Origin of the sequence: Streptomyces sp. SAI-127 (assembly GCF_029894425.1) — a bacterium.
Lineage (GTDB): Bacteria > Actinomycetota > Actinomycetes > Streptomycetales > Streptomycetaceae > Streptomyces.
Window position 1 is genome coordinate 3,129,296 of record NZ_JARXYJ010000001.1, and the last position, 25,226, is coordinate 3,154,521.

At 70.0% G+C, this 25,226-nt stretch carries 16 protein-coding genes; 4 read left to right on the forward strand and 12 right to left on the reverse strand.

Features of this window, described 5'->3' with window-relative positions; all coding sequences use genetic code 11:
• Positions 1–77: 77 nt before the first annotated feature.
• Positions 78–272: a DUF3046 domain-containing protein gene (locus M2157_RS14195; protein WP_059207275.1), complete on the reverse strand. Its 195-nt coding sequence runs from the start codon at positions 270–272 to the stop codon at positions 78–80.
• Between the two features lie 80 nt (positions 273–352).
• Between M2157_RS14195 and M2157_RS14200 the strand changes: the two genes are divergently transcribed.
• On the forward strand, positions 353–1,297 hold the full coding sequence (locus M2157_RS14200; protein ID WP_280862234.1) for a hypothetical protein: 945 nt from the start codon (positions 353–355) through the stop codon (positions 1,295–1,297).
• Between the two features lie 310 nt (positions 1,298–1,607).
• Here the strand turns inward: M2157_RS14200 and M2157_RS14205 are convergent, their stop codons facing one another.
• The 3 genes from M2157_RS14205 to M2157_RS14215 are packed head-to-tail and all read right to left on the reverse strand — an operon-like array spanning position 1,608 to position 3,510.
• Positions 1,608–1,916, reverse strand: a complete 309-nt coding sequence (locus tag M2157_RS14205) for an AzlD domain-containing protein (protein WP_280862235.1) — start codon at positions 1,914–1,916, stop codon at positions 1,608–1,610.
• The gene (locus M2157_RS14210) at positions 1,913–2,647 is read right to left on the reverse strand and encodes an AzlC family ABC transporter permease (RefSeq protein WP_280862236.1); all 735 of its coding nucleotides are present in this window, start codon (positions 2,645–2,647) and stop codon (positions 1,913–1,915) included. Before M2157_RS14210 ends, M2157_RS14205 begins: the two co-directional genes overlap by 4 nt.
• The gene (locus M2157_RS14215; RefSeq protein WP_280862237.1) at positions 2,623–3,510 is read right to left on the reverse strand and encodes an AraC family transcriptional regulator; all 888 of its coding nucleotides are present in this window, start codon (positions 3,508–3,510) and stop codon (positions 2,623–2,625) included. Before M2157_RS14215 ends, M2157_RS14210 begins: the two co-directional genes overlap by 25 nt.
• Positions 3,511–3,685: 175 nt before the next feature.
• Between M2157_RS14215 and M2157_RS14220 the strand changes: the two genes are divergently transcribed.
• The 3 genes from M2157_RS14220 (at position 3,686) to M2157_RS14230 (ending at position 10,642) form a co-directional block, all read left to right on the forward strand.
• Entirely contained in the window at positions 3,686–8,626 is a 4,941-nt protein-coding gene (locus M2157_RS14220) for an ATP-dependent helicase (protein ID WP_280865420.1), read from the forward strand.
• A gap of 364 nt (positions 8,627–8,990) precedes the next feature.
• Positions 8,991–9,845, forward strand: a complete 855-nt coding sequence (locus M2157_RS14225; protein WP_280862239.1) for a DNA-formamidopyrimidine glycosylase family protein — start codon at positions 8,991–8,993, stop codon at positions 9,843–9,845.
• Between the two features lie 32 nt (positions 9,846–9,877).
• Positions 9,878–10,642, forward strand: a complete 765-nt coding sequence (locus tag M2157_RS14230; RefSeq protein ID WP_280865421.1) for an SDR family NAD(P)-dependent oxidoreductase — start codon at positions 9,878–9,880, stop codon at positions 10,640–10,642.
• 447 nt (positions 10,643–11,089) lie between these two features.
• Here M2157_RS14230 and M2157_RS14235 read toward each other — a convergent pair whose 3' ends face one another.
• From M2157_RS14235 to M2157_RS14270, 8 genes are all read right to left on the reverse strand, one after another.
• Positions 11,090–11,470 (reverse strand): helix-turn-helix transcriptional regulator, encoded by a 381-nt coding sequence (locus tag M2157_RS14235; RefSeq protein WP_280862240.1) that lies wholly within the window; start codon positions 11,468–11,470, stop codon positions 11,090–11,092.
• Between the two features lie 109 nt (positions 11,471–11,579).
• Positions 11,580–12,125 carry a CinA family protein gene (locus tag M2157_RS14240; RefSeq protein ID WP_280862241.1) on the reverse strand — a complete coding sequence of 182 codons (546 nt, stop codon included), beginning with the start codon at positions 12,123–12,125 and terminating at the stop codon, positions 11,580–11,582.
• Complete coding sequence (gene pgsA / locus M2157_RS14245) at positions 12,122–12,961, reverse strand: CDP-diacylglycerol--glycerol-3-phosphate 3-phosphatidyltransferase (RefSeq protein WP_280862242.1); 840 nt, start codon at positions 12,959–12,961, stop codon at positions 12,122–12,124. The genes M2157_RS14240 and pgsA overlap by 4 nt, the downstream gene beginning before the upstream one ends.
• Complete coding sequence (gene rimO / locus M2157_RS14250) at positions 12,958–14,454, reverse strand: 30S ribosomal protein S12 methylthiotransferase RimO (RefSeq protein ID WP_280862243.1); 1,497 nt, start codon at positions 14,452–14,454, stop codon at positions 12,958–12,960. The genes pgsA and rimO overlap by 4 nt, the downstream gene beginning before the upstream one ends.
• A 90-nt stretch (positions 14,455–14,544) precedes the next feature.
• Complete coding sequence (locus M2157_RS14255) at positions 14,545–15,387, reverse strand: helix-turn-helix domain-containing protein (RefSeq protein WP_280862244.1); 843 nt, start codon at positions 15,385–15,387, stop codon at positions 14,545–14,547.
• 246 nt (positions 15,388–15,633) lie between these two features.
• A complete protein-coding gene (locus tag M2157_RS14260; protein WP_280862245.1) occupies positions 15,634–18,357 on the reverse strand; it encodes a DNA translocase FtsK in 2,724 nt (907 codons plus the stop codon).
• A 118-nt stretch (positions 18,358–18,475) separates the two neighbouring features.
• Positions 18,476–19,159, reverse strand: a complete 684-nt coding sequence (locus M2157_RS14265; RefSeq protein ID WP_030326935.1) for a response regulator — start codon at positions 19,157–19,159, stop codon at positions 18,476–18,478.
• Positions 19,160–19,403: 244 nt separating this feature from the next.
• Positions 19,404–24,875 (reverse strand): HAMP domain-containing protein, encoded by a 5,472-nt coding sequence (locus M2157_RS14270; protein WP_280862246.1) that lies wholly within the window; start codon positions 24,873–24,875, stop codon positions 19,404–19,406.
• Positions 24,876–25,226: the final 351 nt, after the last annotated feature.

The window sequence follows — 25,226 nt, forward strand, 5'->3', positions numbered from 1 at the left end:
CTTCGTGACCGGTCAGTGCCTCTTTCGTGAGATGTTCACGCCCGGTCGGCACTTCTCCTCGGAACGTCCACGCCGTCTCAGTGCCTCTCGGCCGGAACGTTCATGACGGTGCAGACCACGCGCCACACCTCCTTGGCGTCCCAGCCGGCGTCCAGCGCCTCGTGCACCGTGCGCCCGCCGAGCTCCGTCATCACGTGATCGCGCGCGAAGGTGTCGGCGTACCCCGGACCGAAGTGTTCCGCCATCCGCTGCCAGAAGACCGTCAACCGCATGACTCCAGTATCCCGCCCCTGAGGGTGGGCCTCGGCCGGGACCGCCTGCGGAGACCGCTTTCCGCCCTACGGTCTGACGCATGCCCGAAACAGGAGCTTCCCCACTCCCCCAGACGCCACCGGCGCACTCCCCGCTCTTCCGCGCCGAGCACCTCGTCTGGCTCACCGCGCGTGTGCTGGAACAGCGTCTGTTCGCGTACCACTTCCTGAACGCCGGCCCAGACCCGGTGGAGACGGCCCTGGAGGCCTACCGCAACGCGGACGGCGGATACGGTCACGCGCTGGAGCCCGATCTGCGTGGCCCGGTCAGCCAGCCCCTGCACACCGGTCACGCCCTGCGGGTCCTGGACGCCGTCGGACGCTGCGGCGGACAGCGCGTGGAGCGCGTGTGCCGCTATCTCACCTCCGTGTCCACCCCGGACGGCGCCCTCCCGGCGGTCACTCCCGCCCAGCGCGGCTATCCGACGGCCCCCTTCATACCGGTCGTGGACGGCCCGCCGAGCGATCTGCTCACCACCGGTCCCGTGGTCGGTCTGCTGCACCACAACGAGGTGTGGCACGCCTGGCTGTTCCGGGCCACGGACTTCTGCTGGCAGGCGGTGGAGTCCCTTCAGGTGTCCCACCCGTACGAGATCCAGGCCGCCGTGACCTTCCTGGACTCCGTCCCCGACCGCCCGCGCGCGGAGGCGACCGCCGACCGGCTCGGCCGACTGGTGCGCGAGCAACGACTGGCCGCGCTGGACCCCTCGAACCTCGACGCGTTCCCCGTCTCCCCCGGCTACGCCCCGGGCGAGCACCACTTCCCGCACGACTACGCGAAGACGCCGGGCTCGCTCGCGCGCGCGTGGTTCACGGACGCCGAGATGTCCCGTTCACTGGACCACCTCGCGGCCGAGCAGCAGGAGGACGGCGGCTGGCCGACCCGCCGGCGCCAGTGGGCACCGTCCACGGCCCTCGAAGCACGCCCCATGGTGACGATCGAGGCCCTGCGCACACTGCGGGCATACGGCCGCGACGTGGGCTGAGCCGGTACGACGGCCACACGGGGGTGCGGGCCGGGTGTGAGGGTGCCACCAGGGGCCCGACCATTGCCGTCACACGCCTACGGCCCGACCGCCGTCGTCCCGGAGAGCGAGCCGGTGCTGCCCCGCCCGGCGGCTCCACGGCGAGCCCGAGGGCTCGATGTGCGAGCACGCCGAGCACGGCCGCCATCCAGCCCCGGACGCCGTGGCCGCCGTACAGGGCGAGCGGCGGTGGACGTACGCCGAGCCCAACTCCCAGGCACCGAGTGGCGCGAACGTGACGCCCGGGCGCGACTGCACGCTCGGCGCACCATCACGCCCCCACAGCCCGCACCCCCGCCGTCACGACCACCGCGGCCGCGACCACGAGCAGGAACGGCGCCCGCAGGAGCAGCGCCACGGCGGCCGCGGCGAGCCCCGCGGCCCGTGCGTCGAGCACCGGCACCCGCCCGTCGGCGAAGGTCTGCTGGGCGGTGAGCGCGGCCAGAAGCGCCACCGGCAGCAACGCCGCAAGACGCTTCACCAGGGGCCGATCGAGAACACCGGCAGGCACGAGAAGCCCGAGGAGCTTGACGGCGTAACAACCGAGGGCGGTGGCACCGATGGCGATCCAGACGTTCACCGTCCCTCCCCTCGCTCCCGCTCACGACGTCCTCGCACCCACAGGACAAGAGGCGCGGCGAGGGCGGCCGCAAGCACCGGCACCCCGGCGGGCAGCACAGGAAGCAGCCCGAGTCCCAGCAGCACGGCGAGCCCGGCCACAACCCGCTCGGTGCCGCTCTTCACCATGGGCGCCAGAAGTGCCAGGAAGACGGCGGGCCCGGCCGCGTCCAGCCCCCACGCGCGCGTGTCCCCGATCGCGTCGGCTCCCAGGGCTCCCAGCAAGGTCGTCAGATTCCACAACACATACAGACTCAGCCCCGTGACGGCGAACCCGATGCGCGCACTGCGCCGCGTGGGCTGAGCCAGCGAGACGGCCGCCGTCTCGTCGATGACCCACTGGGCGGCCAAGGGACGCAGCACGCGCGGGAGGGCGAGCAACTGCGACAGCCGCAGCCCGTAGAAGGCGTTGCGCGCCCCCAGGAAGAAGGCCCCGGCGGCCGCTGCAAGAGCGCTTCCACCGGCCGCGAGCGCTCCTACGAGCGCGAACTGGGACGCACCGGTGAACACCAGGAGGCTGAGCGCACACGTCTGCGTCAGTGTGAGCCCGCTGCCGGCCGAGGTCACCCCGAAGGCGAACCCGGACAGTCCGACGGCCACCCCGACCCCGAGGGCGTCCCGTACGACGGCGGCGTCCGGCCTGTCTCCCCCGTCGGCGTGCGTATCCGCTAGCGCTGTCTGTTCTTCTGCCACGCCTCGGACGCTAGGAGCAGCCGCCCGGGCGAGTCTTGTACGTTCTTGCGCTCCCGCTGATAGGCCCCGGGAGGCACACCGACGATCCGCGTGAAATGCCGGTTCAGATGAGACTGGTCCGTGAACCCCACTTCGACGGCGGCCGAGGCCGGGCCGGCCCCCGCATCCAGCAACCGCCGAGCCCGCCGCACCCGAGCGTCGGTCAGCCACGTGTGGGGCGGCATCCCATAGACACCCCGAAAAGCTCGCAGCAACGCGAAGGGACCGACCCCGAGATCAGCGGCCAACTGCTCCAGAGTCGGCGGCGCGGCCATCCGTTCCTCCAGCACGGCACGCGCACGTACGGCGATCCGAGCACCCGCGCTCCGCACATCCCGTTGCGGCAACGTCCCGCCGTTCACCCGCAGCAACCGCGTCACGGCGACCCGCAACAACGTGTCGGCGGCCAGCGCGTTCCCCTCGTCCGCGGCCCGCAGAACCTGGTGCACCAATCCCACCGCGTACGGATCGTCGAGCACCGGCCGCACAAAGCCGGGCGTACCCCGCAGCGAAGTGGTCTCGGCCGCGATCCCGGCCACCACCTCGGGTGACGGATACACCGCCCCGTACCGCCATCCCTCGGGCACCCCGGCGCGCCCCGTATGAGCCGTATCGGGATTGACCAGCGCAAGCGCACCGGCCCCCGCGTACCGATCGGCGCCCCGGTGGTGAAAGACCTCCACCCCGTCCGCGATGGCGGCGATCACAAAGTGCTCATGCGTATGCCGCACGAACGTCTTCCGCACATACCTGGCCCGCAGCAGATCGACCCCGGGCAACTCGGCATACCGCCAGTGCCGCGCCCGCTCCCCGGAATCCGCCATGCACCCATTGTCACGCGGTTCCGCGCACCCCTGAGTGGGCCAAAGTCAGCGAGTACGGACACCCCCACGGCGCCGCAGGCATCCCTGCTCAACAGCCGCAGACATCTCCCGCTCAACCGCCGGAGGCAACCCGCAGGTCAGGGGCATTGTCAGTCCCCGGGTGCAGGATGGACGCATGGTCAGCCCAGCACACCGAGCCCTGAACGGCTTCTCACCCGCCACCCACGGCTGGTTCACGGGTGCGTTCGACGCGCCCACCACCGCCCAGGCCGGAGCATGGCAGGCCATCGCAGAGGGCTCGGACGTACTTGTCGTCGCCCCCACCGGCTCCGGAAAGACCCTGGCCGCATTCCTCGCCGCCCTGGACCAGCTGGCCTCCACGCCCCCGCCCGCAGACCCCAAGAAGCGCTGCCGAGTCCTGTACGTCTCCCCCCTCAAGGCGCTCGCCGTCGACGTGGAGCGCAACCTCCGCAGCCCCCTCACCGGCATCCGCCAGGAATCCGTCCGCCTCGGCCTCCCCGAGCCCGAGGTCAAGGTGGGCATCCGCTCCGGCGACACCCCCGCGGCCGAGCGCCGAGCCCTCTCCACCCGCCCTCCGGACATCCTGATCACCACCCCGGAATCCCTGTTCCTGATGCTGACGTCGGCGACCCGCGAGGCGCTCACCGGCATCGAGACAGTGATCCTCGACGAGGTCCACGCCGTGGCCGGCACCAAGCGCGGGGCACATCTGGCCCTCTCCCTGGAGCGCCTTGACGAACTCCTCCCGAAGCCGGCCCGCCGCATCGGCCTCTCCGCCACGGTCCGCCCGGTGGACGAGATCGCCCGCTATCTCTCCCCCCAGCGCAAGGCGGAGATCGTTCAGCCGAAGTCCGGCAAGGAGTTCGACCTCTCGGTCGTGGTCCCGGTGGAAGACCTCGGTGAACTCGGTGGCTCGCCGGTGGCCGAGGGCAACGAAGGCGCGGAACGCCCCTCCATCTGGCCCCACGTGGAGGAGCGCATCGCCGACCTCGTCCAGTCCCACCGTTCCACGATCGTCTTCGCGAACTCCCGCCGCCTCGCGGAACGCCTCTGCAACCGCCTCAACGAGATCGCCTACGAACGCGCCACCGGCGAGCCCCTGGACGAGCACCACGCCCCGGCCGAACTCATGGGCGGTTCAGGCGCGGCCCAGGGCGCCCCCCAGGTCATCGCCCGCGCCCATCACGGCTCGGTCTCCAAGGAACAGCGCGCCCTGGTCGAGGAGGACCTCAAAGCGGGCCGCCTCCCCGCCGTGGTGGCCACCTCCAGCCTCGAACTCGGCATCGACATGGGCGCGGTGGACCTCGTCATCCAGGTCGAGTCGCCCCCGTCCGTGGCCTCCGGCCTGCAACGCGTCGGCCGCGCCGGCCACCAGGTCGGCGCGGTCTCCACCGGCGTGGTCTTCCCGAAGTACCGAGGCGACCTGGTCCAGGCGGCGGTCGTCACGGAACGCATGCGCACCGGCTCCATCGAGTCCCTCAAGGTCCCCGCCAACCCCTTGGACGTCCTCGCCCAGCAACTCGTCGCGATGACCGCGATGGACACCTGGCAGCTCGACGACCTCCTGGCCATGGTCCGAAGGGCGGCTCCGTTCGCCTCCCTCCCCGAGTCCGCCTTCACCGCGGTCCTCGACATGCTCGCCGGCCGCTACCCCTCCGATGCCTTCGCCGAACTGCGTCCGCGCGTGGTCTGGGACCGCATCGCCGGCACCATCACCGGCCGTCCGGGCGCCCAGCGCCTCGCCGTCACCTCCGGCGGCACCATTCCCGACCGCGGCCTCTTCGGCGTCTTCCTGGCCGGCTCCGACCCCAAGAAGGGCGGCGGAAGGGTCGGCGAACTCGACGAGGAGATGGTCTACGAGTCGCGCGTCGGTGACGTCTTCACGCTCGGCACCAGCTCCTGGCGCATCGAGGACATCACCCGCGACCGCGTCCTGGTCTCCCCGGCTCCCGGCGTTCCCGGCAGGCTCCCGTTCTGGAAGGGCGACCAACTGGGCCGCCCCCTCGAACTGGGCCGCGCGGTGGGCGCGTTCCTCCGCGAGGTCGGCTCCCTGTCCAAGGAGGACGCCCGTCTGCGCCTCCTCGCCGCGGGCCTGGACGCGTGGGCGGCGGACAACGTCCTGTCCTACCTGGACGAGCAGCGCGAGGCCTGCGGCCACGTCCCGGACGACCGCACCATCGTCGTGGAGCGCTTCCGCGACGAACTCGGTGACTGGCGGGTCGTCGTCCACTCCCCCTTCGGCGCCCAGGTCCACGCACCCTGGGCACTCGCCCTCGGCGCCAAGCTCTCCGAGCGCTACGGCATGGACGCCCAGGTCATGCACGCCGACGACGGCATCGTCCTACGGCTGCCCGACGCCGACCTGATGAGCCTGGACCTCCTCGACGGCGAGCCGAACAGGATCGGCACGGAGTACGACGCCGAACAGGCTCCGGTGGGCGCCGCGGACGTCGTCTTCGACAAGGGCGAGGTCGACCAGGTCGTCACCGACCAGGTCGGTGGCTCGGCCCTGTTCGCCTCCCGATTCCGCGAGTGCGCCGCCCGCGCGCTCCTGCTGCCGCGCCGCAACCCCGGTAAGCGCACCCCCTTGTGGCAACAACGCCAGCGGGCCTCTCAACTGCTCCAGGTGGCGAGCGAGTTCGGTTCGTTCCCCATCGTCCTGGAGGCGGTCCGAGAATGCCTCCAGGACGTCTTCGACGTCCCCGGACTCGTCGAGCTGATGGGCGACCTGGAGTCCCGCAGGGTCCGCCTGGTCGAGGTCACCACTCCCGAGCCCTCCCCCTTCGCCCGCTCCCTCCTTTTCGGCTACGTCGCCCAGTTCCTCTACGAAGGGGACTCGCCGCTCGCCGAGCGCCGCGCGGCGGCCCTGTCGCTGGACTCCCGTCTGCTGGCCGAGCTGCTCGGCCAGGCGGAGCTGCGCGAGCTGCTCGACGCCGAGGTGCTGACCGAGCTGGAGCGGGAGCTCCAGTGGCTCGCCGAGGACCGCCGGGTGAAGGACGCCGAGGGCGTCGCGGACATCCTCCGCGTCCTCGGCCCGCTCACGGACGCCGAGCTGGCCGAGCGGGGTGCCGAGCCGCAGTGGGCGCACGACCTCGCCGGATCCCGCCGCGCGATCAAGGTCCGTGTCGCAGGCGCCGACCACTGGGCGGCGATCGAGGACGCGGGCCGCCTGCGCGACGCCCTCGGCACAGCGCTGCCGGTCGGCGTCCCGGAGGCCTTCACCGAGCCGGTCAAGGACCCCCTCGGTGACCTCCTCGCGCGCTACGCCCGCACCCACGGCCCCTTCACCTCGGCGACGGTCGCCGCCCGCTTCGGGCTGGGCACGGCGGTCACCGAGGGAGCGTTGCAGCGCCTGGCCGCGAGCGGACGGGTCGTACAGGGCGAGTTCCACCCGGCGGGCATCGGCCAGGAATGGTGCGACGCCACGGTGCTCCGCCGTCTGCGCCGCCGCTCCCTGGCGGCCCTGCGGCACGAACTCGAACCGGTGCCGCCACCGGCCCTCGCCCAGTTCCTGCCGCAGTGGCAGCACATCGGCAAGGGCCATTCCCTGCGCGGCATCGACGGACTGGTGCGTGCCGTCGAGCAGTTGCAGGGCGCGTCCGTGCCCGCGTCCGCCCTGGAGAAGCTCGTCCTGCCGTCACGCGTCACGAACTACACCCCCGCCATGCTCGACGAGCTCACCGCCGCCGGAGAGATCGTGTGGTCCGGAGCGGGCGCCCTGCCCGGCAAGGACGGCTGGGTCTCCCTGTACCTGGCGGACGCGGCCCCCCTCCTGTTGCCACCGCCCCACCCCCTGGAGCTGACGGCCCTGCACCAGTCCGTCCTGGACGCCCTCACCGGCGGCTACGGCCTGTTCTTCCGCCAGATCGCCGACCAGGTGCGCGCCACCACCCACCCCGACGCCACCGATCCCCAACTGGCCGACGCCGTATGGGACCTGGCCTGGTCCGGGCGGCTCACCAACGACACCCTCACCCCCATGCGCTCCCTCCTGGGCTCCGGCCGCACCGCCGGCTCCACCGCCCACCGGGCCAAACGCACGATCCCCCGCGGCCGCTACGGCTCCCTCACGGCCGCGGCCCGCACCGCCTCCCGCACCGGCCCGCCGACCGTCGCCGGCCGCTGGTCCCTGCTCCCGCCACGCGAGGCCGATCCGACCGTGCGCGCCCACGCCCTGGCCCGCACTCTCCTCGACCGGCATGGAGTGGTCACCCGGGGGGCCGTCTCGGCGGAGGGCGTGGAGGGCGGCTTCTCGGCGACGTACCGCATCCTCTCCGCCTTCGAGGACAGCGGTCAGGCCCGCCGCGGTTACGTCGTGGAGGGCCTCGGCGCCGCCCAGTTCGCCATGGACGGCGCGGTCGACCGTCTCCGCGCGGTGTCGAACGCCCGCGACCGCGGGGAGCCGGTGCCGGACAGCGGCACTCCCGACATCTGGGGTTCCGGCTCGGCACCCGAGGCACCCCACAGCCCCGCACAAGGCGACCCCACGACCGAGGACTGGGACTGGACCCGCGCCTTCGACAACCCCGACGGCCCCGGACCTGAGGCAGACCCCGACTTCACTTCCGGTTCCCCGTCCCCCGCTTCCCGCGACGAGTACATCTCCCCGCGCGACTACCCACCCCAGCCCACCCCCCAGCACTGGCAAGCCGCCCCCGGATACGGGTCCGGATTCGGCAGTCGCAGGCACAACGCCTCCGATGCCTCCCGAGCCGTGGTCCTCGCCGCCGCAGACCCCGCCAACGCCTACGGCGCCGCCCTGCCCTGGCCAGACCCCCCGACCGAGGCCGGCCACAAGCCGGGCCGCAAGGCGGGCTCCCTCGTGGTTCTCGTGGACGGCGAGCTCACGCTCTACATGGAGCGCGGCGGCAAGACCCTCCTGGCCTGGCCCTCCGCACCCGACACCGCCGCCACCGACGATCCCCGCCTGCACACAGCGGCGGAGTCCCTCGCCGCGGCAGCCAAGGCCGGTTCCCTCGGCACGGTCACGGTGGAACGCATCAACGGCACCTCGGCCCTGACCTCCCCCCTGGGCGCCCTCCTGGAGACAGCGGGCTTCATCGCCACCCCTCGCGGCCTACGCCTACGCGCATGACCGCCCTCTCCACGCCCGGCCGCCAAGCCCAGGCCACCCGCCCCGACCCCCGCGGCCGCCGACAGCAAGCACGCCCACAGGAGCCGCCCGCACTCGACGACGAACCCCGCACACAAGGTGCGGGTGGAACCGGCCGAAGACGAAGACCACCACGTCGCACCCCCCACGCCCGCTCGCCCCTCCCCTGCCACGCGCGGCCTACGCCTATGCGCATGACCGCCCTCTCCGCCCCCGGCCGCCAAGCCCAGGCCACCCGCCCCGCCCTCGCAGCCGCCGACAGCAAGCACGCCCCACAGGAGCCGCCCGCACCCTCCCCATGACAGCGCCCCCTTCACCGCCCCTCCCCCCATGCCACCCTTGACCCATGCCCGAAGGAGACACGGTCTGGCAGTCCGCGAGACGCCTGCACAGCGCCCTCGCGGACAAGGTGCTGACCCGCAGCGACCTGAGGGTGCCGAAGTACGCCACAGCCGACCTCACAGGCCGCCGGGTCCTCGACGTCACCCCACGCGGCAAGCACCTCCTCACCCGCATCGAGGGCGGCCTGACCCTCCACTCCCACCTCCGCATGGACGGCTCCTGGAAGGTGTACGCAGAAAACCAGCGATGGACCGGAGGCCCCACCCACCAGATCCGCGCGATCCTGGCCAACGCCGATCGCACAGCCGTCGGCTACCGCCTCCCCGTCCTGGAACTCCTGCGCACCACGGACGAGCACAAAGCCGTCGGCCACCTGGGTCCCGACCTCCTGGGCCCTGACTGGAACCCCGAGTCGGCCCTGGCGAACCTTCTCCAGGACCCCGCCCGCCCCCTCGGCGAGGCCCTTCTCGACCAGCGCAATCTCGCCGGCATCGGCAACGTCTACAAGAGCGAACTCTGCTTCCTGCTCGGCGCCACCCCCTGGCTCCCCATCGGCGCCCTCCCCGCGGACCGCGCCGCTCAGCTCCCCGCGCTCGCCAAGAAGCTCCTGGAGGTCAATCGCGACCGCCCGGTCCGCAGCACGACCGGCCGCCGCGGCCAGGACCTGTTCGTCTACGGCCGCGCACCCCGCCCCTGCCTCCGCTGCCACACCTCCATCCGCGTCGCCGACCAGGGCGACGGCTCCCGCGAACGTCCCACGTACTGGTGCCCGAACTGCCAAACCGGCCCCGCCCCGAGCCCCCACCGCAGGGCACCGAGCGGAACACACCCCAGAACCTCACGCCGTACGACCAATTGACGACCCGTCAGAAACGCTCGTACCGTCGCTCCATGGCCGTCAGCGCGTACGACCTCACCGGACGCACCGCATTCGTCACCGGCGCCGCGAGTGGCATCGGCCGCGCAACCGCCGTCCTGCTCGCCGAGGCGGGTGCCACCGTGCACTGCGCCGACCTCGACGCGTCGGGACTGCACGAGACGGCGACCCTGATCAAGGACGCGGGCGGCACCACCCACACCCATCCCCTCGACGTCACCGACCGCGAACAGCTCCACCAGGCCATCACCTCCTGCGAGCGCCTCGACGTGCTGGCCGCGGTCGCCGGAATCATGCACAGCAGCCCGGTCCTGGAGACGAGGGACGAAGACCTCGACCGCGTCCTGAACGTCAACTTCAAGGGCGTACTCCACGCCTGCCAGGAGGCGGCCCGCCTGATGCTCGACCGGGAGACGAGAGGCAGCATCGTCACGATGGCCTCCGGCGCCGTGGACACGGGCGGACCCGGGCTGCTCTGCTACGGCGCGGCCAAAGCAGCCGTGGTGCAGCTCACGAAGACCCTGGCCACCGAGGTCGGCCGGTACGGCATCCGGGTCAACGCCATCGCGCCCGGCTGGATCCGCACTCCCATGACCGACCGCCACGACGAGGAGGCACAGGCGCACACCGAGGCACTCATGTCCCGCATGTCACCGCTCAGGCGCGTCGGCGAACCGGAGGACATCGCCCACGCCGTGCTCTACCTGGCCTCCGACGCCTCGTCCTTCATGACGGGCCAGATCATCCGCCCGAACGGCGGGGTGGCGATGCCGTGGTAGCCGCACCCGCAGGCCTCCCCGCCCGCCACGCCTGACGCCATCGCCCGGCGCCCACGGCTCCCGCGGCCCGCGCCTTCGGCACACAGTGCACCGGCAGCAGGCTCAGCCCCCATCCGCCCGCCGCGATCGCTCCTTCGAGCCCTCCGGCGTCCGGCGTCAGCACCAACCGCGCCACGGCCCACCACCACAGCGCCCCGAGCCCGAGAGTCACCCCCCGGCGTACTGTCGGCCCCGCCATGCAGCCACCTCCAGCCCGGACGCTAGACCGCCGCCGCACCCACGGGGAGGGCGCACCAAGGGCACACGGACGCACCGAAGCGGCCGTCGCTCCAAGATGCACGAAAACCCCGACCGGCGCCTCTCCAGACCAGCTGGAGAAGCCCGTCCGGGGCCTCGCAGACTTGCTCTCGGCGTGCCGTCAGCTCACGGGCACACCAAGCGTGAGCGTCACGCCGCTACGACGTCCACCGCTTCGCTGGGCGCCTTGATGGTCACCCGTTCCGGTGGCACACCCTTGACCGAGACGGAACCCAGCATCGGGCGCACCCCTGCCGGTACCGGCGTGCTGGGTGTGGCCGCAGCGGACTGGGCCAGCTCGGCGAGGGCGAGCTCGTCGCTCACTTCCCGCATGAGTTCGGACATCCGTACGTCCAGCGCGTCGCAGATCGCGGACAGCAGCTCGGAGGAAGCCTCCTTCTGCCCCCGCTCCACCTCGGAGAGATAGCCGAGTGAGACTCGGGCGGACGAGGAGACTTCGCGCAGAGTACGGCCCTGGCGTTGGCGCTGCCGACGCAGCACGTCACCCAGTAGGCGACGGAGCAGAATCATCGGTGGCTCCCTCCTCGGACCGCGTAGCCGCATCCTTCACGCCCCACCGTACCGCCTTGCGCCGCGGCCGTGCGGGGAGCGATGTCGTGTTCACTCAGGGCTGCAAACATCAAAACCCCCCGTTCCGTTCCGTATCCTGTGCCCGCTCATTCCCGGTCTGTTCGCTCGCAAGCTCCTCCATGAGCAGTGCGAGTACGCTCCGTACACTCTCCATACGAATTTCCGCGCGGTCGCCGTTCAACCGCAGCGCGGTCACTTTCCCGCCACCCGCTGCGTCGGAAGCGCCCGCGAAGGGCCCGTCGACAGCCACGAAAACCGTTCCGACGGGCTTGCCGTCCTGTGGTTCCGGGCCCGCGACTCCAGTGGTCGCGATGCCCCAGTCGGCTCCGAGTGCCTTGCGCACTCCGGCCGCCATCTGGGCCGCGACCTGCGGATCCACCGCGCCTCGCTGGGACAGCAGGGTGGCGTCGACACCCAACAGCTCATGCTTCAGTTCGGTGGCATAGGCGGTCACCGACCCCCTGAACGCCTGGGACGCCCCGGGAGCCGCTGTGATTTCCGCCGCAACCAATCCGCCCGTGAGCGACTCGGCGACCGCGAGCGTCTGACCCTTCACGGTGAGTAGTCGCACCACTTGGGCGGCCGGGGAATTCACGCTTCCGTCTCCTCCAACGCCGCCTTGCGCTCGGCGATTCCCTGCCTGCGCAGCACAATGGCCTGTCTCACATAGTCGAGCCCGGTCACGACGGTCAGTACGACCGCCACAGCCATCACCCAGAACCTCGCGGTGGCCAGCCACCCCGTCAACGCCAGGATGTACATCCCTACGGCGATGCCCTGGCTGAGGGTCTTGAGCTTGCCGCCACGGCTCGCCGGGATCACGCCGTACCGGATGACGAGGAAACGCAGCAGGGTGATCCCGAGTTCCCTGCCCAGGATGACGAGCGTCACCCACCACGGCAGGTCGCCGAGCCCGGAGAGACAGATCAGCGCCGCACCCATGATCGCCTTGTCGGCGATGGGGTCGGCGATCTTCCCGAAGTCCGTGACGAGGTTGTAGGCGCGCGCCAGGTGTCCATCGAACAGGTCGGTGATCATGGCGACCGCGAAGGCCGCCCAGGCGAACGAGCGCCACGCCGGGTCGTACCCGCCGTCGGCCAGCATCAGGGCGACGAAGCCGGGCACGAGGACCAGCCGGAGCATGGTCAGCAGATTGGCGATGTTCCAGACGCTGGCCTGGTTGACGGCAGCGGCAGCGATCTTCTTGCCGCGCGCCGGCCTCTCACCGGAGTCGACGCCGGCATCCGCGAGCGCCCCGGGGACGACAGCCACCTCAGGGACGGCACCGGCTCGCGCATCCGCGGCCGTACCGGAGACCGCGTCCGAGGGAGCGCTCGGTGCCGCACCGGACGCGGCGCCCGAGACGCCGGCCGCCGGTCCGCCCTTCGCGGCGGAGGGGCCACCCGCAGCGGACGCGGGAACTCCGGTCATCTGCCCGCCTCCTCACTACACGCGAGCGAGCCGTCGAGCGGCTCGGCAACCAGGTCGACACCTTCCGTACCGACCACCTTCGCCTCGACCATACGACCGACGCTCAGACCTTCGCCGCTCGTGAGCAGCACCTGGCCGTCGGTCTCCGGCGCCTGGTGGGCGCCTCGGCCGTACACGCCCTCGTCGTCGATGGACTCGACCAGCACGTGCACGGTCTCACCGACGCGCTCCTCGGCACGCTGCGAGACGAGTTCCTCGGCGAGCCGGGAGACACGTGCCAGCCGCTCGGCGACGACATCCTCGTCCAGCTTGTTCTCGTACGTCGCCGCTTCGGTGCCCTCCTCGTCGGAGTACCCGAAGACGCCGATGGCGTCCAGTCGCGCGCCGTTCAGGAACCGCTCCAGCTCGGCCAGGTCGGCCTCGGTCTCACCGGGGAAGCCCACGATGAAGTTGGAGCGCACACCGGCCTCGGGGGCCTTGCCCCGGATGGTGTCGAGCAGCTCGAGGAAGCGGTCGGTGTCGCCGAAGCGGCGCATCGCCCGCAGCACGTCGGGGGCGGAGTGCTGGAAGGACAGATCGAAGTAGGGCACCACCTTGGGCGTGGACGTCAGCACGTCGATCAGGCCCGGCCGCATCTCGGCGGGCTGGAGGTAGCTGACACGTACGCGTTCCAGGCCGTCGACCTCGGCGAGATCGGGCAGGAGGGACTCGAGGAGACGGATGTCGCCCAGGTCCTTGCCGTACGACGTGTTGTTCTCGGAGACCAGCATGATCTCCTTGACCCCCTGCTCGGCCAGCCAGCGCGTCTCGTTGAGGACGTCCGAGGGGCGACGCGAGATGAAGGAGCCGCGGAAGGACGGGATGGCGCAGAAGGAGCAGCGCCGGTCGCAGCCGGAGGCGAGCTTCACCGAGGCGACCGGAGAGCCGTCCAGACGGCGGCGCAGGGGCGCACGCGGGCCGGAAGCCGGAGCGAGCCCCTCCGGAAGGTCGGCGGGAGCCACCTCGGGCGCTTCGGCGGCCGGCCCGTGCCCGGGCAGCGCGACGGAGGACGCCGACTCCTGCCGCTGGGCCGGGCTGATCGGCAGCAGCTTGCGCCGGTCGCGGGGGGTGTGCGCGGCGTGGATGCCGCCGCTGAGGATCGTCTGCAGCCGGTCGGAGATGTCGGCGTAGTCGTCGAAGCCGAGCACCCCGTCCGCCTCGGGCAGCGCCTCGGCGAGGTCCTTGCCGTACCGCTCGGCCATGCAGCCCACCGCCACGACGGCCTGGGTTCTGCCGTGCCCCTTGAGATCATTGGCCTCGAGGAGGGCGTCGACGGAGTCCTTCTTGGCGGCTTCGACGAAGCCACAGGTGTTGACGACGGCGACGTCCGCGTCGGCGGCGTCCTTCACGAGATCCCAGCCGTCCGCCTCCAAACGGCCTGCGAGCTCCTCCGAGTCCACCTCGTTGCGGGCGCAGCCAAGAGTGACGAGTGCGACGGTACGGCGTTCAGGCATGGGCTCAAGACTACTTCGTCCCACTGACACCCCACGTCGACGGGGTTGGCCGATCTTGGCCAACCCCGTGACGGCAAAGCGAACGGATCCCTATCCGACCTGCGGGTCGCCCTTCGTGTACGTCAGGCGCTCCACGGCCCCGGGCTGCCAGTCGTCGTCGATCTTCTTGCCGTTCACGTACAGCTGGATCGCCCCGGCGTCACCGAGGACGAGGTTGATCTTGTCGCTGTCCTGGAAGGTCTTGGTGTCGCCCTGCGTGAGCAGGCCGTCGAAGAGGGTCCGGCCGTTGTGGTCCTTGGCGAGGATCCAGCTCTTTCCGTCGGCAGCGCTGACCTGCACGGTCACCTTGTCCTGAGGTGCCGCCGCGATGGCGCTGTCGGTCGGCGTGGGCGTCGGCTTCGGGTCCTTGGTGGTCTTGTCGGACTTGGGCGTCGGAGACTTGCTGGTGGCGGGCGTGGTGCCGTCGGCGACCTGTGTCGTCCCGCCGTCGTCGCCGCCCGTGAAGGCGGTGAACCCGACGAAGCCGACCACGGCGACGATCGCGGCGACCATGGCCGCGGTCCAGTTGGGCCCGCGGCGCTCGGGACGGATGCGTTCCGCCTCGAACAGCGGAGCGGCCGGGGTCGGGGCCGGACGCCCACCGCCGTGATCGGCGGCGAACTGGTCCAGCAGGGGGGCCGGATCCAGGTGGACGGCCTTGGCCAGGGTCCGGATGTGGCCCCGGGCGTACACATCGCCCCCGCAGGGGGCGAAATCGTCCGCCTCGATGGCATGCACGATGGCGATGCGGACCCTGGTGGCGTTGCTGACGTCGTCGACGGTCAACCCAGCCGCGATCCGCGCCTGTTTCAGGGCGTGGCCGACGGAGAGGCGGTCTTCCTGTCGGTCGTCTTCGAACGGACGCTCGTCTTCAGGGGAGTTGCCGATGGACACGGGGGCGCCTTTCGAGCGTTTAAGCCACCTGTGCTGGAGGTTCAGTCTAGGGGGGGTGCGAAAGGGTGGGGCAACCGGGCGGTGGGACTTTGTACGCCATCGGAATGGCCGGACACGCCGATGGTGGAGCAGCAGCTTTTCGCTTCCCTCAACTTGACGTACGCCGAAGGGAAACGGTTGCTCAATGATCCCTTACGGGTGAGTCACGATCGAACATCGGTGGCCGCACCCGCTCCGGGGCTCCCCTTAAGCCTCCCCGCGGATCACCGCGAGCACTCCGTCCAGCTCGTCAGCCTTCACAAGAACGTCACGAGCCTTGGATCCCTCGCTCGGCCCGACGATGCCCCGGGACTCCATGAGGTCCATCAGACGCCCCGCTTTCGCGAACCCGACCCGCAGCTTGCGCTGGAGCATGGAGGTCGACCCGAACTGCGTGGAGACGACCAGCTCGGCCGCCTGGCACAGCAGGTCGAGGTCGTCGCCGATCTCCTCGTCGATCTCCTTCTTCTGCTTGGTGCCCACGACGACGTCGTCCCGGAAGACCGGCGCCATCTGGTCCTTGCAGTGCTGGACGATCGCCGCGACCTCGTCCTCGGTCACGAAGGCGCCCTGCATACGGGTGGGTTTGTTGGCCCCCATCGGCAGGAAGAGCCCGTCACCCTTGCCGATCAGCTTCTCGGCGCCGGGCTGGTCGAGGATGACCCGCGAGTCGGCGAGCGATGAGGTGGCGAACGCAAGCCGTGAGGGCACGTTCGCCTTGATCAGACCGGTGACGACGTCCACCGACGGCCGCTGCGTGGCGAGCACCAGGTGGATGCCGGCCGCGCGCGCGAGCTGCGTGATCCGCACGATCGCGTCCTCGACGTCCCGCGGGGCGACCATCATCAGGTCGGCGAGCTCGTCGACGATCACCAGCAGATACGGATAGGGCTGGAGCTCGCGCTCACTGCCCTCGGGCAGCTTGACCTTGCCGTTCCTGATGGCCTCGTTGAAGTCGTCGATGTGCCGGAAGCCGTACGCCGCAAGGTCGTCGTAGCGGAGGTCCATCTCCCGTACGACCCACTGCAGCGCCTCGGCTGCCCGCTTCGGGTTGGTGATGATCGGCGTGATCAGGTGCGGGATGCCCTCGTAGGCCGTCAGCTCCACGCGCTTGGGGTCGACGAGGACCATGCGCACGTCCTCGGGGGTCGCGCGGACCATGATGGAAGTGATCAAGCAGTTAATGCACGAGGACTTACCGGAACCGGTGGCTCCGGCGACCAGCACGTGCGGCATCTTCGCCAGGTTGGCCATCACATAGCCGCCCTCGACGTCCTTGCCGAGCGCGACCAGCATGGGGTGCTCGTCCTCGGCCGCCGCCGCGAGCCGCAGCACGTCACCGAGGTTGACCATCTCGCGGTCGGTGTTCGGGATCTCGATGCCGACCGCCGACTTGCCGGGAATCGGACTGATGATCCGCACATCCGGGCTGGCGACGGCGTACGCGATGTTCTTGGCCAGCGCAGTGATCCGCTCGACCTTCACCGCGGGGCCGAGCTCGACCTCGTAGCGCGTGACCGTCGGCCCGCGCGTGAAGCCGGTGACGGCGGCGTCGACCTTGAACTCCGTGAAGACGGTCGTCAGCGAGGCGACTATGGCGTCGTTGGCGGCGCTGCGCGCCTTTCCGGGGCCGCCGCGCTCCAGGAGGTCGAGCGAGGGCAGCGCATAGGTGATGTCCCCGGACAGCTGGAGCTGCTCCGCGCGCGGGGGCAGTTCGCCGGGGGCCTCGGGAGCGGGCTTGGTGAGGTCGGCGACCTCGACCTTGAGCTTCTCCTGCTTCGGTCGCGCGTCCTGCTTGGGCCGCGCGGCCGGGACGGGGGTGGGCACCGGGGTCGTCTCCACCCGGTCGCCCACGCTGACGCCCTGGGTGAGGTCGGCGACCAGCGCCGAGGGCGGCAGGCCGTGCATGACGACGCCGTCCAGATCCGCGGCGGCGGCCGCGGCGATGTCCACGGCGTCCATCCGCCGGTCCATCGCGGGCTGCGGTACCGCGGAGCGCCTGGGACGCCCACGACGCTGTGAGAGGGCCTCCTGCTCCGCTCCGTCGGGATCGTACGACTCGGGCGCGGGACCACGCCTGCGACCGCGCGCGGGCAGTGCCTCGCGCCACTGCTCGTCGTAGCGCTCGTCGTCCTCGCCGAGCTCGTCCTCCTCCGGGTCGGGGAGGATCCCGAGCCGCACACCGAGCTCCCGCAGCCGCCGCGGGATGGCGTTGACCGGGGTGGCCGTGACGACGAGCAGCCCGAAGACCGTCAGCAGCACGAGCAGCGGTACGGCGAGAACCTCGCCCATCGTGTACGTCAGCGGGGTCGCCGCTCCCCAGCCGATGAGGCCTCCGGCATCCCTTATCGCCTGCATGCCGTCGCTGCGGGCGGGTGCGCCGCACGCGATGTGGACCTGCCCGAGCACGCCGATGAGGAGCGCCGACAGGCCGATCACGATGCGGCCGTTGGCCTCGGGCTTCTCGGGGTGCCGGATGAACCGCACGGCGATGACCGCGAGCAGTATCGGCACGAGCAGGTCGAGCCGGCCGAAGGCGCCGGTCACGATGATCTCGACGAGGTCGCCCACCGGGCCGCGCAGGTTCGACCAGGTACCGGCGGCGACGATCAGGCCGAGGCCGAGCAGCAGGAGCGCCACGCCGTCCTTCCGATGCGCCGGGTCGAGGTTCTTGGCGCCTTGCCCTATGCCGCGGAACACGGCGCCCACGGCATGGGCCAGGCCGAGCCAGACGGCCCGGACGAGACGGTAGACGCCCCCGGTCGGGCTGGGCGCCGGCTTCGGCGGCGCGGCCTTCTTCGCCGCGGCCTTCTTGGCGGGCGCCTTCTTGGCCGGTGCTTTCTTCGCCGGGGCCTTCCTCGCAGGACCCTTCGCGGGAGCGGCAGCCTTCTTGGACGGCTGCTTCTTGGCTGCGGAGGGACGTGAGGCCATAGGTGCGAGGTTACCGGTGGAGACGACCGCGGACACGTGTGCCCACTGCTTCACCCGTTCGTGTCGCTTCTGAGGAGGTGTCGAACTGACGCGGGCTCAAGGGGTCCGTCGGCGAGCGTCAGTTCTGCGAAGACACCGAAGGCGAAGTTCCGGTGCCCGGCTCCAGCGCGTCCAGCGCCCGCCGCAACCCCGTGAGTTTGCGTTCGAGATGGGCCGCGGTGGCCACCGCGGCCGCGTCCGCGGACTCGTCGTCCAGCTGCTTGGAGAGCGCCTCGGCCTGCTCCTCGACGGCGGCCAGACGCGCGGACAGCTCGGCGAGCAGACCCGCCGGCTCCTTCGCGTCCCCTGCCGCCGCCTTGCCTCCGCCGCCCTCCAACTGGAGCCGCAGCAGCGCCGCCTGCTCCCGCAGCTGGCAGTTCTTCATGTAGAGCTCGACGAAGACCGAGACCTTCGCACGCAGCACCCACGGGTCGAACGGCTTGGAGATGTAGTCCACCGCCCCGGCCGCGTATCCCCGGAAGGTGTGGTGCGGACCGTGGTTGATCGCGGTGAGGAAGATGATCGGGATGTCCCGGGTCCGCTCCCGCCGTTTGATGTGCGCCGCGGTCTCGAAACCGTCCATCCCAGGCATCTGGACGTCCAGCAGAATCACCGCGAAGTCGTCCGTGAGCAGTGCCTTGAGTGCTTCCTCCCCGGACGATGCCCGCACCAGTGTCTGATCGAGCGCGGAGAGGATGGCCTCCAGCGCGAGCAGATTCTCCGGCCGGTCATCGACCAGGAGGATCTTGGCCTTCTGCACCATGGCCCGCCCTCCTCGCCCCGGATGTGCACCGGGCGCCGCCGCTGGGGACGACTCCCTTTCGCCGCCCGTCCTTGTGCCGGTCATCGTAGCCGCACCCTGTCTGTCGCCACACCCTGTCACCGTGATGTCACTGTGCACGTAGCAGAAACGTAGCGGGAGACCAGAAGGTTCCCCGAATCCCGTACTTCTACACGGCGTCGGGCACACTGAGTCAGCAACTCCGCGTGAACTTCGCTGATTCTCATCACTCCCCCCGCATCCACTGGTCCATCACCGACAGCAGATGATCGGGATCGACCGGCTTGGTCACGTAGTCGGAGGCGCCCGACTCGATCGCCTTCTCGCGATCGCCCTTCATCGCCTTGGCGGTCAGCGCGATGATCGGGAGCCCGGCGAACTGCGGCATCCTGCGGATCGCATTCGTCGTCGCATACCCGTCCATCTCGGGCATCATGATGTCCATCAGGACGACCGCCACGTCCTCGTGCTGCTCCAGCACCTCGATGCCCTCACGGCCGTTCTCCGCGTAGAGCACGGACAGTCCGTGCTGCTCGAGGACGCTGGTGAGCGCGAAGACGTTGCGGATGTCGTCGTCGACGATCAGCACCTTCTCCCCGCCGAACCGGATGCCCCGGCGTGGCTGCGGCGCGGCCTGGTGCTCCACCGCCGACCACTGGTCCGGCTGTCCGATCCGCTGTTCGAGTGCGGGCGCGGTCCTGCGACGGCGCCGGAAGAGCGCCGCGGCACCGTTCTGTGTCTCCTGGTACGACTTCACCTCGGCCGGCATCTCGACCTCGACCCCGGTCCGCCCGTGCTCCGACGTGGACGCCACCAGATCACCGGCCTCCAGGGCGGGCATGGACTGCTGGTAGCCCTGCGGCGGCAGTTCGCTGGGGTGCAGCGGCAAATACAGCGTGAACGTCGATCCGCGACCTGGCTCGCTCTGCGCGTAAATCTCTCCGCCGAGCAATTGCGCGATCTCCCGCGAGATCGACAGCCCGAGGCCGGTGCCGCCGTACTTGCGGCTGGTCGTGCCGTCGGCCTGCTTGAAGGCCTCGAAAATCACCCGCATCTTGCTGGCCGCGATGCCGATCCCGGTGTCGGTCACCGAGAACGCGATCAGGTCGGCGCCCGGATCGCGCAGCGAACCGGCCTCGAGCAGTTGCTCCCGGATCGCCACCGGTACGTCCCGCCCGGCGGGCCGGATGACCAGCTCGACGGCCCCGGAGTCGGTGAACTTCACCGCGTTGGACAGCAGGTTGCGCAATACCTGGAGCAGCCTCTGTTCATCGGTGTGCAGCGTGGCGGGCAGCTCGGGCGAGACCCGTACGGACAGGTCCAGGCCCTTCTCCGCGGTCAGCGGCCGGAAGGTGGCCTCCACGTAGTCCACGAGCTGCACGAGCGCGATGCGCGTCGGGGAGACGTCCATCTTGCCCGCCTCGACCTTCGACAGGTCGAGGATGTCGTTGATCAGCTGCAGCAGGTCCGAGCCGGCCCCATGAATGGTCTCGGCGAACTCGACCTGCTTCGGGGTGAGGTTGGAGTCCGCGTTGTCGGCGAGCAGTTTGGCGAGGATCAGCAGCGAGTTGAGCGGTGTACGCAGCTCGTGCGACATGTTGGCCAGGAACTCGCTCTTGTACCGCATGGATACGGCGAGCTGCTCGGCACGCTCCTCCAGGACCTGGCGCGCCTCCTCGATCTCGGTGTTCTTGACCTCGATGTCGCGGTTCTGCTGGGCCAGCAGCTCGGCCTTCTCCTCCAGTTCGGCGTTGGACGCCTGGAGGGCCTTCTGCCGGTTCTCCAACTCGGCCGACCGCTCCCTGAGTTGTTCGGTCAGCTCCTGCGACTGCTTCAGCAGTACCTCCGTCTTGGTGTTGACGGAGATGGTGTTGACGCTGGTCGCGATCATCTCGGCGATCTGGTTGAGGAAGTCCTTCTGGATCTGCGTAAAGGGTGTGAAGGAGGCCAGCTCGATGACACCGAGCACCTTGCCCTCGAACAGCACCGGGAGGACGATCACTTGCGCGGGCGGCGCCTCTCCGAGACCGGAGGAGATCTTCAGGTAGCCGCTGGGCGCGTTCTCCACCAGGATCGTGCGCTTCTCCTCGGCGGCCGTCCCGATGAGCGCCTCACCCGGCCGGAACGACGTCGGCATCGAGCCCATCGAGTAGCCGTACGACCCGAGCATCCGCAGCTCGTACTGGTCCTCGGCCTCGGCGCTCATGTCCTTGCCGTCCAGGAGCGGCATCGCGACGAAGAACGCGCCGTGCTGCGCCGTCACCACCGGCGTCAGCTCGCTCATGATCAGCGAGGCCACGTCCTCCAGGTCCCGGCGGCCCTGCATGAGCGCCGAGATCCGGGCCAGGTTGCCCTTGAGCCAGTCCTGCTCCTTGTTGGCGATCGTGGTGTCGCGCAGGTTGGCGATCATCTTGTTGATGTAGTCCTGGAGCTCCTGGATCTCGCCGGACGCGTCCACGTCGATCTTCAGGTTCAGGTCGCCCCGGGTCACCGCGGTCGCCACGCGCGCGATGGCTCGCACCTGCCGAGTAAGGTTTCCTGCCATTTCATTCACGGACTCGGTCAGGTCGCGCCAGGTGCCGTCGACGTCACGCACGCGCGCCTGCCCGCCGAGCTGCCCCTCGGTACCCACCTCGCGGGCGACTCGGGTGACCTCCTCGGCGAAGGAGGACAGCTGGTCGACCATCGTGTTGATCGTCGTCTTGAGTTCGAGGATCTCACCGCGGGCGTCGATGTCGATCTTCTTCGTCAGGTCGCCCTTGGCGATGGCCGTGGTCACCATGGCGATGTTCCGCACCTGACCGGTCAGGTTGGACGCCATCTGGTTCACGGACTCGGTGAGGTCCTTCCAGGTGCCGGCCACACCGGGCACCCGCGCCTGGCCGCCCAGGATGCCGTCCGTGCCCACCTCGCGAGCCACCTTGGTGACCTGGTCGGCGAACGAACTCAGCGTCTTCACCATGGTGTTGAAGGTGTCGGCGAGCTGCGCGACCTCGCCGCGCGCCTCGATCGTCACCGTCCGCGTGAGGTCACCGTTGGCGACCGCGTTCGCGACCTGGGAGATGTTGCGCACCTGCATGGTCAGGTTGTTGGCCATCAGGTTCACGTTGTCGCTGAGGTCCTTCCAGATGCCCGTGACACCCGGAACCCGCGCCTGACCGCCCAGCTGGCCCTCGGTGCCCACCTCACGGGCCACCCGGGTCACCTGCTCGGCGAAGGACGACAGCTGGTCGACCATCGTGTTGACGGTGGTGACGAGCTCGAGGATCTCGCCCTTGGCGTCGACGGTGATCTTCTTCGAGAGGTCGCCCTTGGCGACCGCGGTGGTGACCTCGGCGATGTTGCGCACCTGGATCGTCAGGTTGTTCGCCATGAAGTTCACGGACTGCGTGAGGTCCTTCCAGGTGCCGGAGACACCCTGTACCTCGGCCTGGCCGCCGAGGATGCCCTCGGTGCCGACCTCACGGGCCACCCGCGTCACCTGGTCGGCGAAGCTGGAGAGCTGGTCCACCATCGTGTTGAGGGTGTTCTTCAGCTCCAGGATCTCGCCGCGCGCATCCACGTCGATCTTCTGCGACAGGTCACCCCGGGCCACCGCGGTGGCCACCTGGGCGATGTTGCGCACCTGGGCAGTAAGGTTTCCTGCCATTCCGTTCACGGAGTCGGTGAGGTCGCGCCACACACCGGCGACGCCGGGTACCTGCGCCTGGCCGCCGAGGCGTCCTTCGGTGCCCACCTCACGGGCCACGCGGGTCACCTGGTCGGCGAAGGCGGAGAGCTGGTCGACCATCGTGTTGATGGTGTTCTTCAGCTCCAGGATCTCGCCGCGCGCATCCACGTCGATCTTCTGCGACAGGTCACCCCGGGCCACCGCGGTCGTCACCTGGGCGATCTGCCGCACCTGAGAGGTGAGGTTGCCGCCCATGAAGTTGACGGAGTCGGTGAGCTCCTTCCACGTACCGGACACACCCGGCACGACGGCCTGGCCACCCAGCCGGCCCTCGGTGCCCACGTCCCGGGCCATCCGCGTCACCTGGTCGGCGAAGGCCGACAGCTGGTCCACCATCGTGTTCACGGTGTTCTTCAGCTGGAGCATCTCGCCGGAGACGTCCACGGTGACCTTCTGCGACAGGTCACCATTGGCCACGGCCGTCGTCACCTGGGCAATGTTCCTCACCTGTCCGGTGAGGTTCCTGAACGCCGTGTTGACGGAGTCGGTGAGGTCCTTCCAGGTACCGGCGGCTCCGGGCACCTGCGCCTGGCCGCCCAGCTCACCCTCGACACCGATCTCGCGCGCCACGCGCGTGACCTCGGCACCGAACGCCGACAGCTGGTCCACCATCCCGTTGACGGTGTTCTTGAGCTCCAGCATCTCGCCGGCCACGTCGACGGTGACCTTCTGCGACAGGTCACCGTTGGCCACCGCCGTCGTCACCGCGGCGATGTCCCGCACCTGCGTGGTGAGGTTCCGGAAGACCGTGTTCACCGAATCGGTGAGGTCCTTCCACGTTCCCGCCGCACCCGGCACGTTCGCCTGCCCGCCGAGTTGTCCCTCGGCACCGACCTCGTTGGCCACGCGGGTGACCTCGTCCGCGAAGATCCGCAGCGTCTCGGTCATCTGGTTGATCGTGTCGGCCAGCTGCGCGACCTCACCGCGTGCGGAGACCGTCACCTTCTGCGACAGATCACCGCTGGCGACCGCCGTCGTCACCTGGGCGATCCCGCGCACCTGGGCCGTCAGATTGCCGGCCATGAGGTTCACCGAATCGGTGAGGTCCTTCCACACCCCGGCCACACCCGGCACCTGCGCCTGGCCGCCGAGCTCGCCCTCGACGCCCACCTCGCGTGCGACGCGGGTCACCTCGGAGGAGAAGGAGGAGAGCTGGTCCACCATCGTGTTGACGGTGTTCTTCAGCTCCAGCATCTCGCCGGCCACGTGAACGGTGACCTTCCGGGACAGGTCACCCTTGGCGACCGCCGTGGTCACCAGCGCGATGTCCCGCACCTGGGCCGTCAGCCGGTACGCCATCGTGTTGACGGACTCGGTCAGGTCCTTCCACGAACCCGACATGCCCCGCACGCGTGCCTGCCCGCCGAGCTTGCCCTCGGTACCGACCTCGCTGGCCACCCGCGTGACCTCGTCGGTGAACGTCGACAACTGATCGACAAGGTTGTTTACAGTCCGCCCGACCTTCAGGAACTCCCCGCGCAGCGGATGCCCCGTGCCGTCCGGCGCCTGTGTCCTGAGTTCCATACGGGGTGAAAGATCACCCTCCGCCACCGCGGAGAGCACCCGGCCGACCTCGGAGACGGGCCGTACGAGATCGTCCACGAGCGCGTTGGAGGCATCGATGGCTGACGCCCAGGAGCCCTCACAAGCGCCTGTTTCCAGCCTTTCCGTGAGCTTGCCCTCACGGCCCACCATGCGCCGCACCCGTGACAGCTCACCTGTCAGATGGAGATTGCGGTCGGCCACCTCGTTGAAGACCGCCGCGATCTCCGACATCACACCGTCGCCGGACACCGTGAGCCGCTTGCGGAAGTTTCCGTCCCGCATCGAGACCAGTGCCGCCAGCAGCCGGTTCAGGGCAGCCGTGTCCACCGCGGTGGTCCCATTGCGCGGTTTGCGCTGGTTGCTCGGGGACTGTCCGCCTTTCGCGCGCGTCTTAGTGCCCCGCGTCGCTGCGCCAGACTCCACTGTGTCCCTCCCGCAGGGGTCGACCGTTACTGCTGTGCTCAGGTGCTGCTGCGCGGCGCACCGGTGGCTGCCGCGTCCTTCTGCTTACTACAGCGTTATTTCCGTCGGGCATACAAAGCCGCACCACGGGCTGCTGCCCGCCGTACACGCACGCCACTCGGCCTGCCCGAACCTTCTTCAGGAGCCTGCCCAGTGTTTCACCCTGGTTGAACCCGGCCATAACAGTTCGGCAGCTTCGCACATCGTCCGCACACCCTCCGGACGGAAACACTGCAGACCGGCATCCGCATGGCCGTCGAAGGTAAGTAACCTTGCATGCGGCTGTCCAGCCAAGCCGGTCCGTCCGGCCTG

What these genes read in the sequence shown, in the direction of transcription:
- M2157_RS14195 (WP_059207275.1), bottom strand. Translation starts at nt 272, where the DNA reads ATGCGGTTGACGGTCTTCTGGCAGCGGATGGCGGAACACTTCGGTCCG.
- M2157_RS14200 (WP_280862234.1), top strand. Translation starts at nt 353, where the DNA reads ATGCCCGAAACAGGAGCTTCCCCACTCCCCCAGACGCCACCGGCGCAC.
- M2157_RS14215 (WP_280862237.1), bottom strand. Translation starts at nt 3,510, where the DNA reads ATGGCGGATTCCGGGGAGCGGGCGCGGCACTGGCGGTATGCCGAGTTG.
- M2157_RS14220 (WP_280865420.1), top strand. Translation starts at nt 3,686, where the DNA reads ATGGTCAGCCCAGCACACCGAGCCCTGAACGGCTTCTCACCCGCCACC.
- M2157_RS14225 (WP_280862239.1), top strand. Translation starts at nt 8,991, where the DNA reads ATGCCCGAAGGAGACACGGTCTGGCAGTCCGCGAGACGCCTGCACAGC.
- M2157_RS14230 (WP_280865421.1), top strand. Translation starts at nt 9,878, where the DNA reads ATGGCCGTCAGCGCGTACGACCTCACCGGACGCACCGCATTCGTCACC.
- M2157_RS14235 (WP_280862240.1), bottom strand. Translation starts at nt 11,470, where the DNA reads ATGATTCTGCTCCGTCGCCTACTGGGTGACGTGCTGCGTCGGCAGCGC.
- pgsA (WP_280862242.1), bottom strand. Translation starts at nt 12,961, where the DNA reads ATGACCGGAGTTCCCGCGTCCGCTGCGGGTGGCCCCTCCGCCGCGAAG.
- rimO (WP_280862243.1), bottom strand. Translation starts at nt 14,454, where the DNA reads ATGCCTGAACGCCGTACCGTCGCACTCGTCACTCTTGGCTGCGCCCGC.
- M2157_RS14260 (WP_280862245.1), bottom strand. Translation starts at nt 18,357, where the DNA reads ATGGCCTCACGTCCCTCCGCAGCCAAGAAGCAGCCGTCCAAGAAGGCT.
- M2157_RS14265 (WP_030326935.1), bottom strand. Translation starts at nt 19,159, where the DNA reads ATGGTGCAGAAGGCCAAGATCCTCCTGGTCGATGACCGGCCGGAGAAT.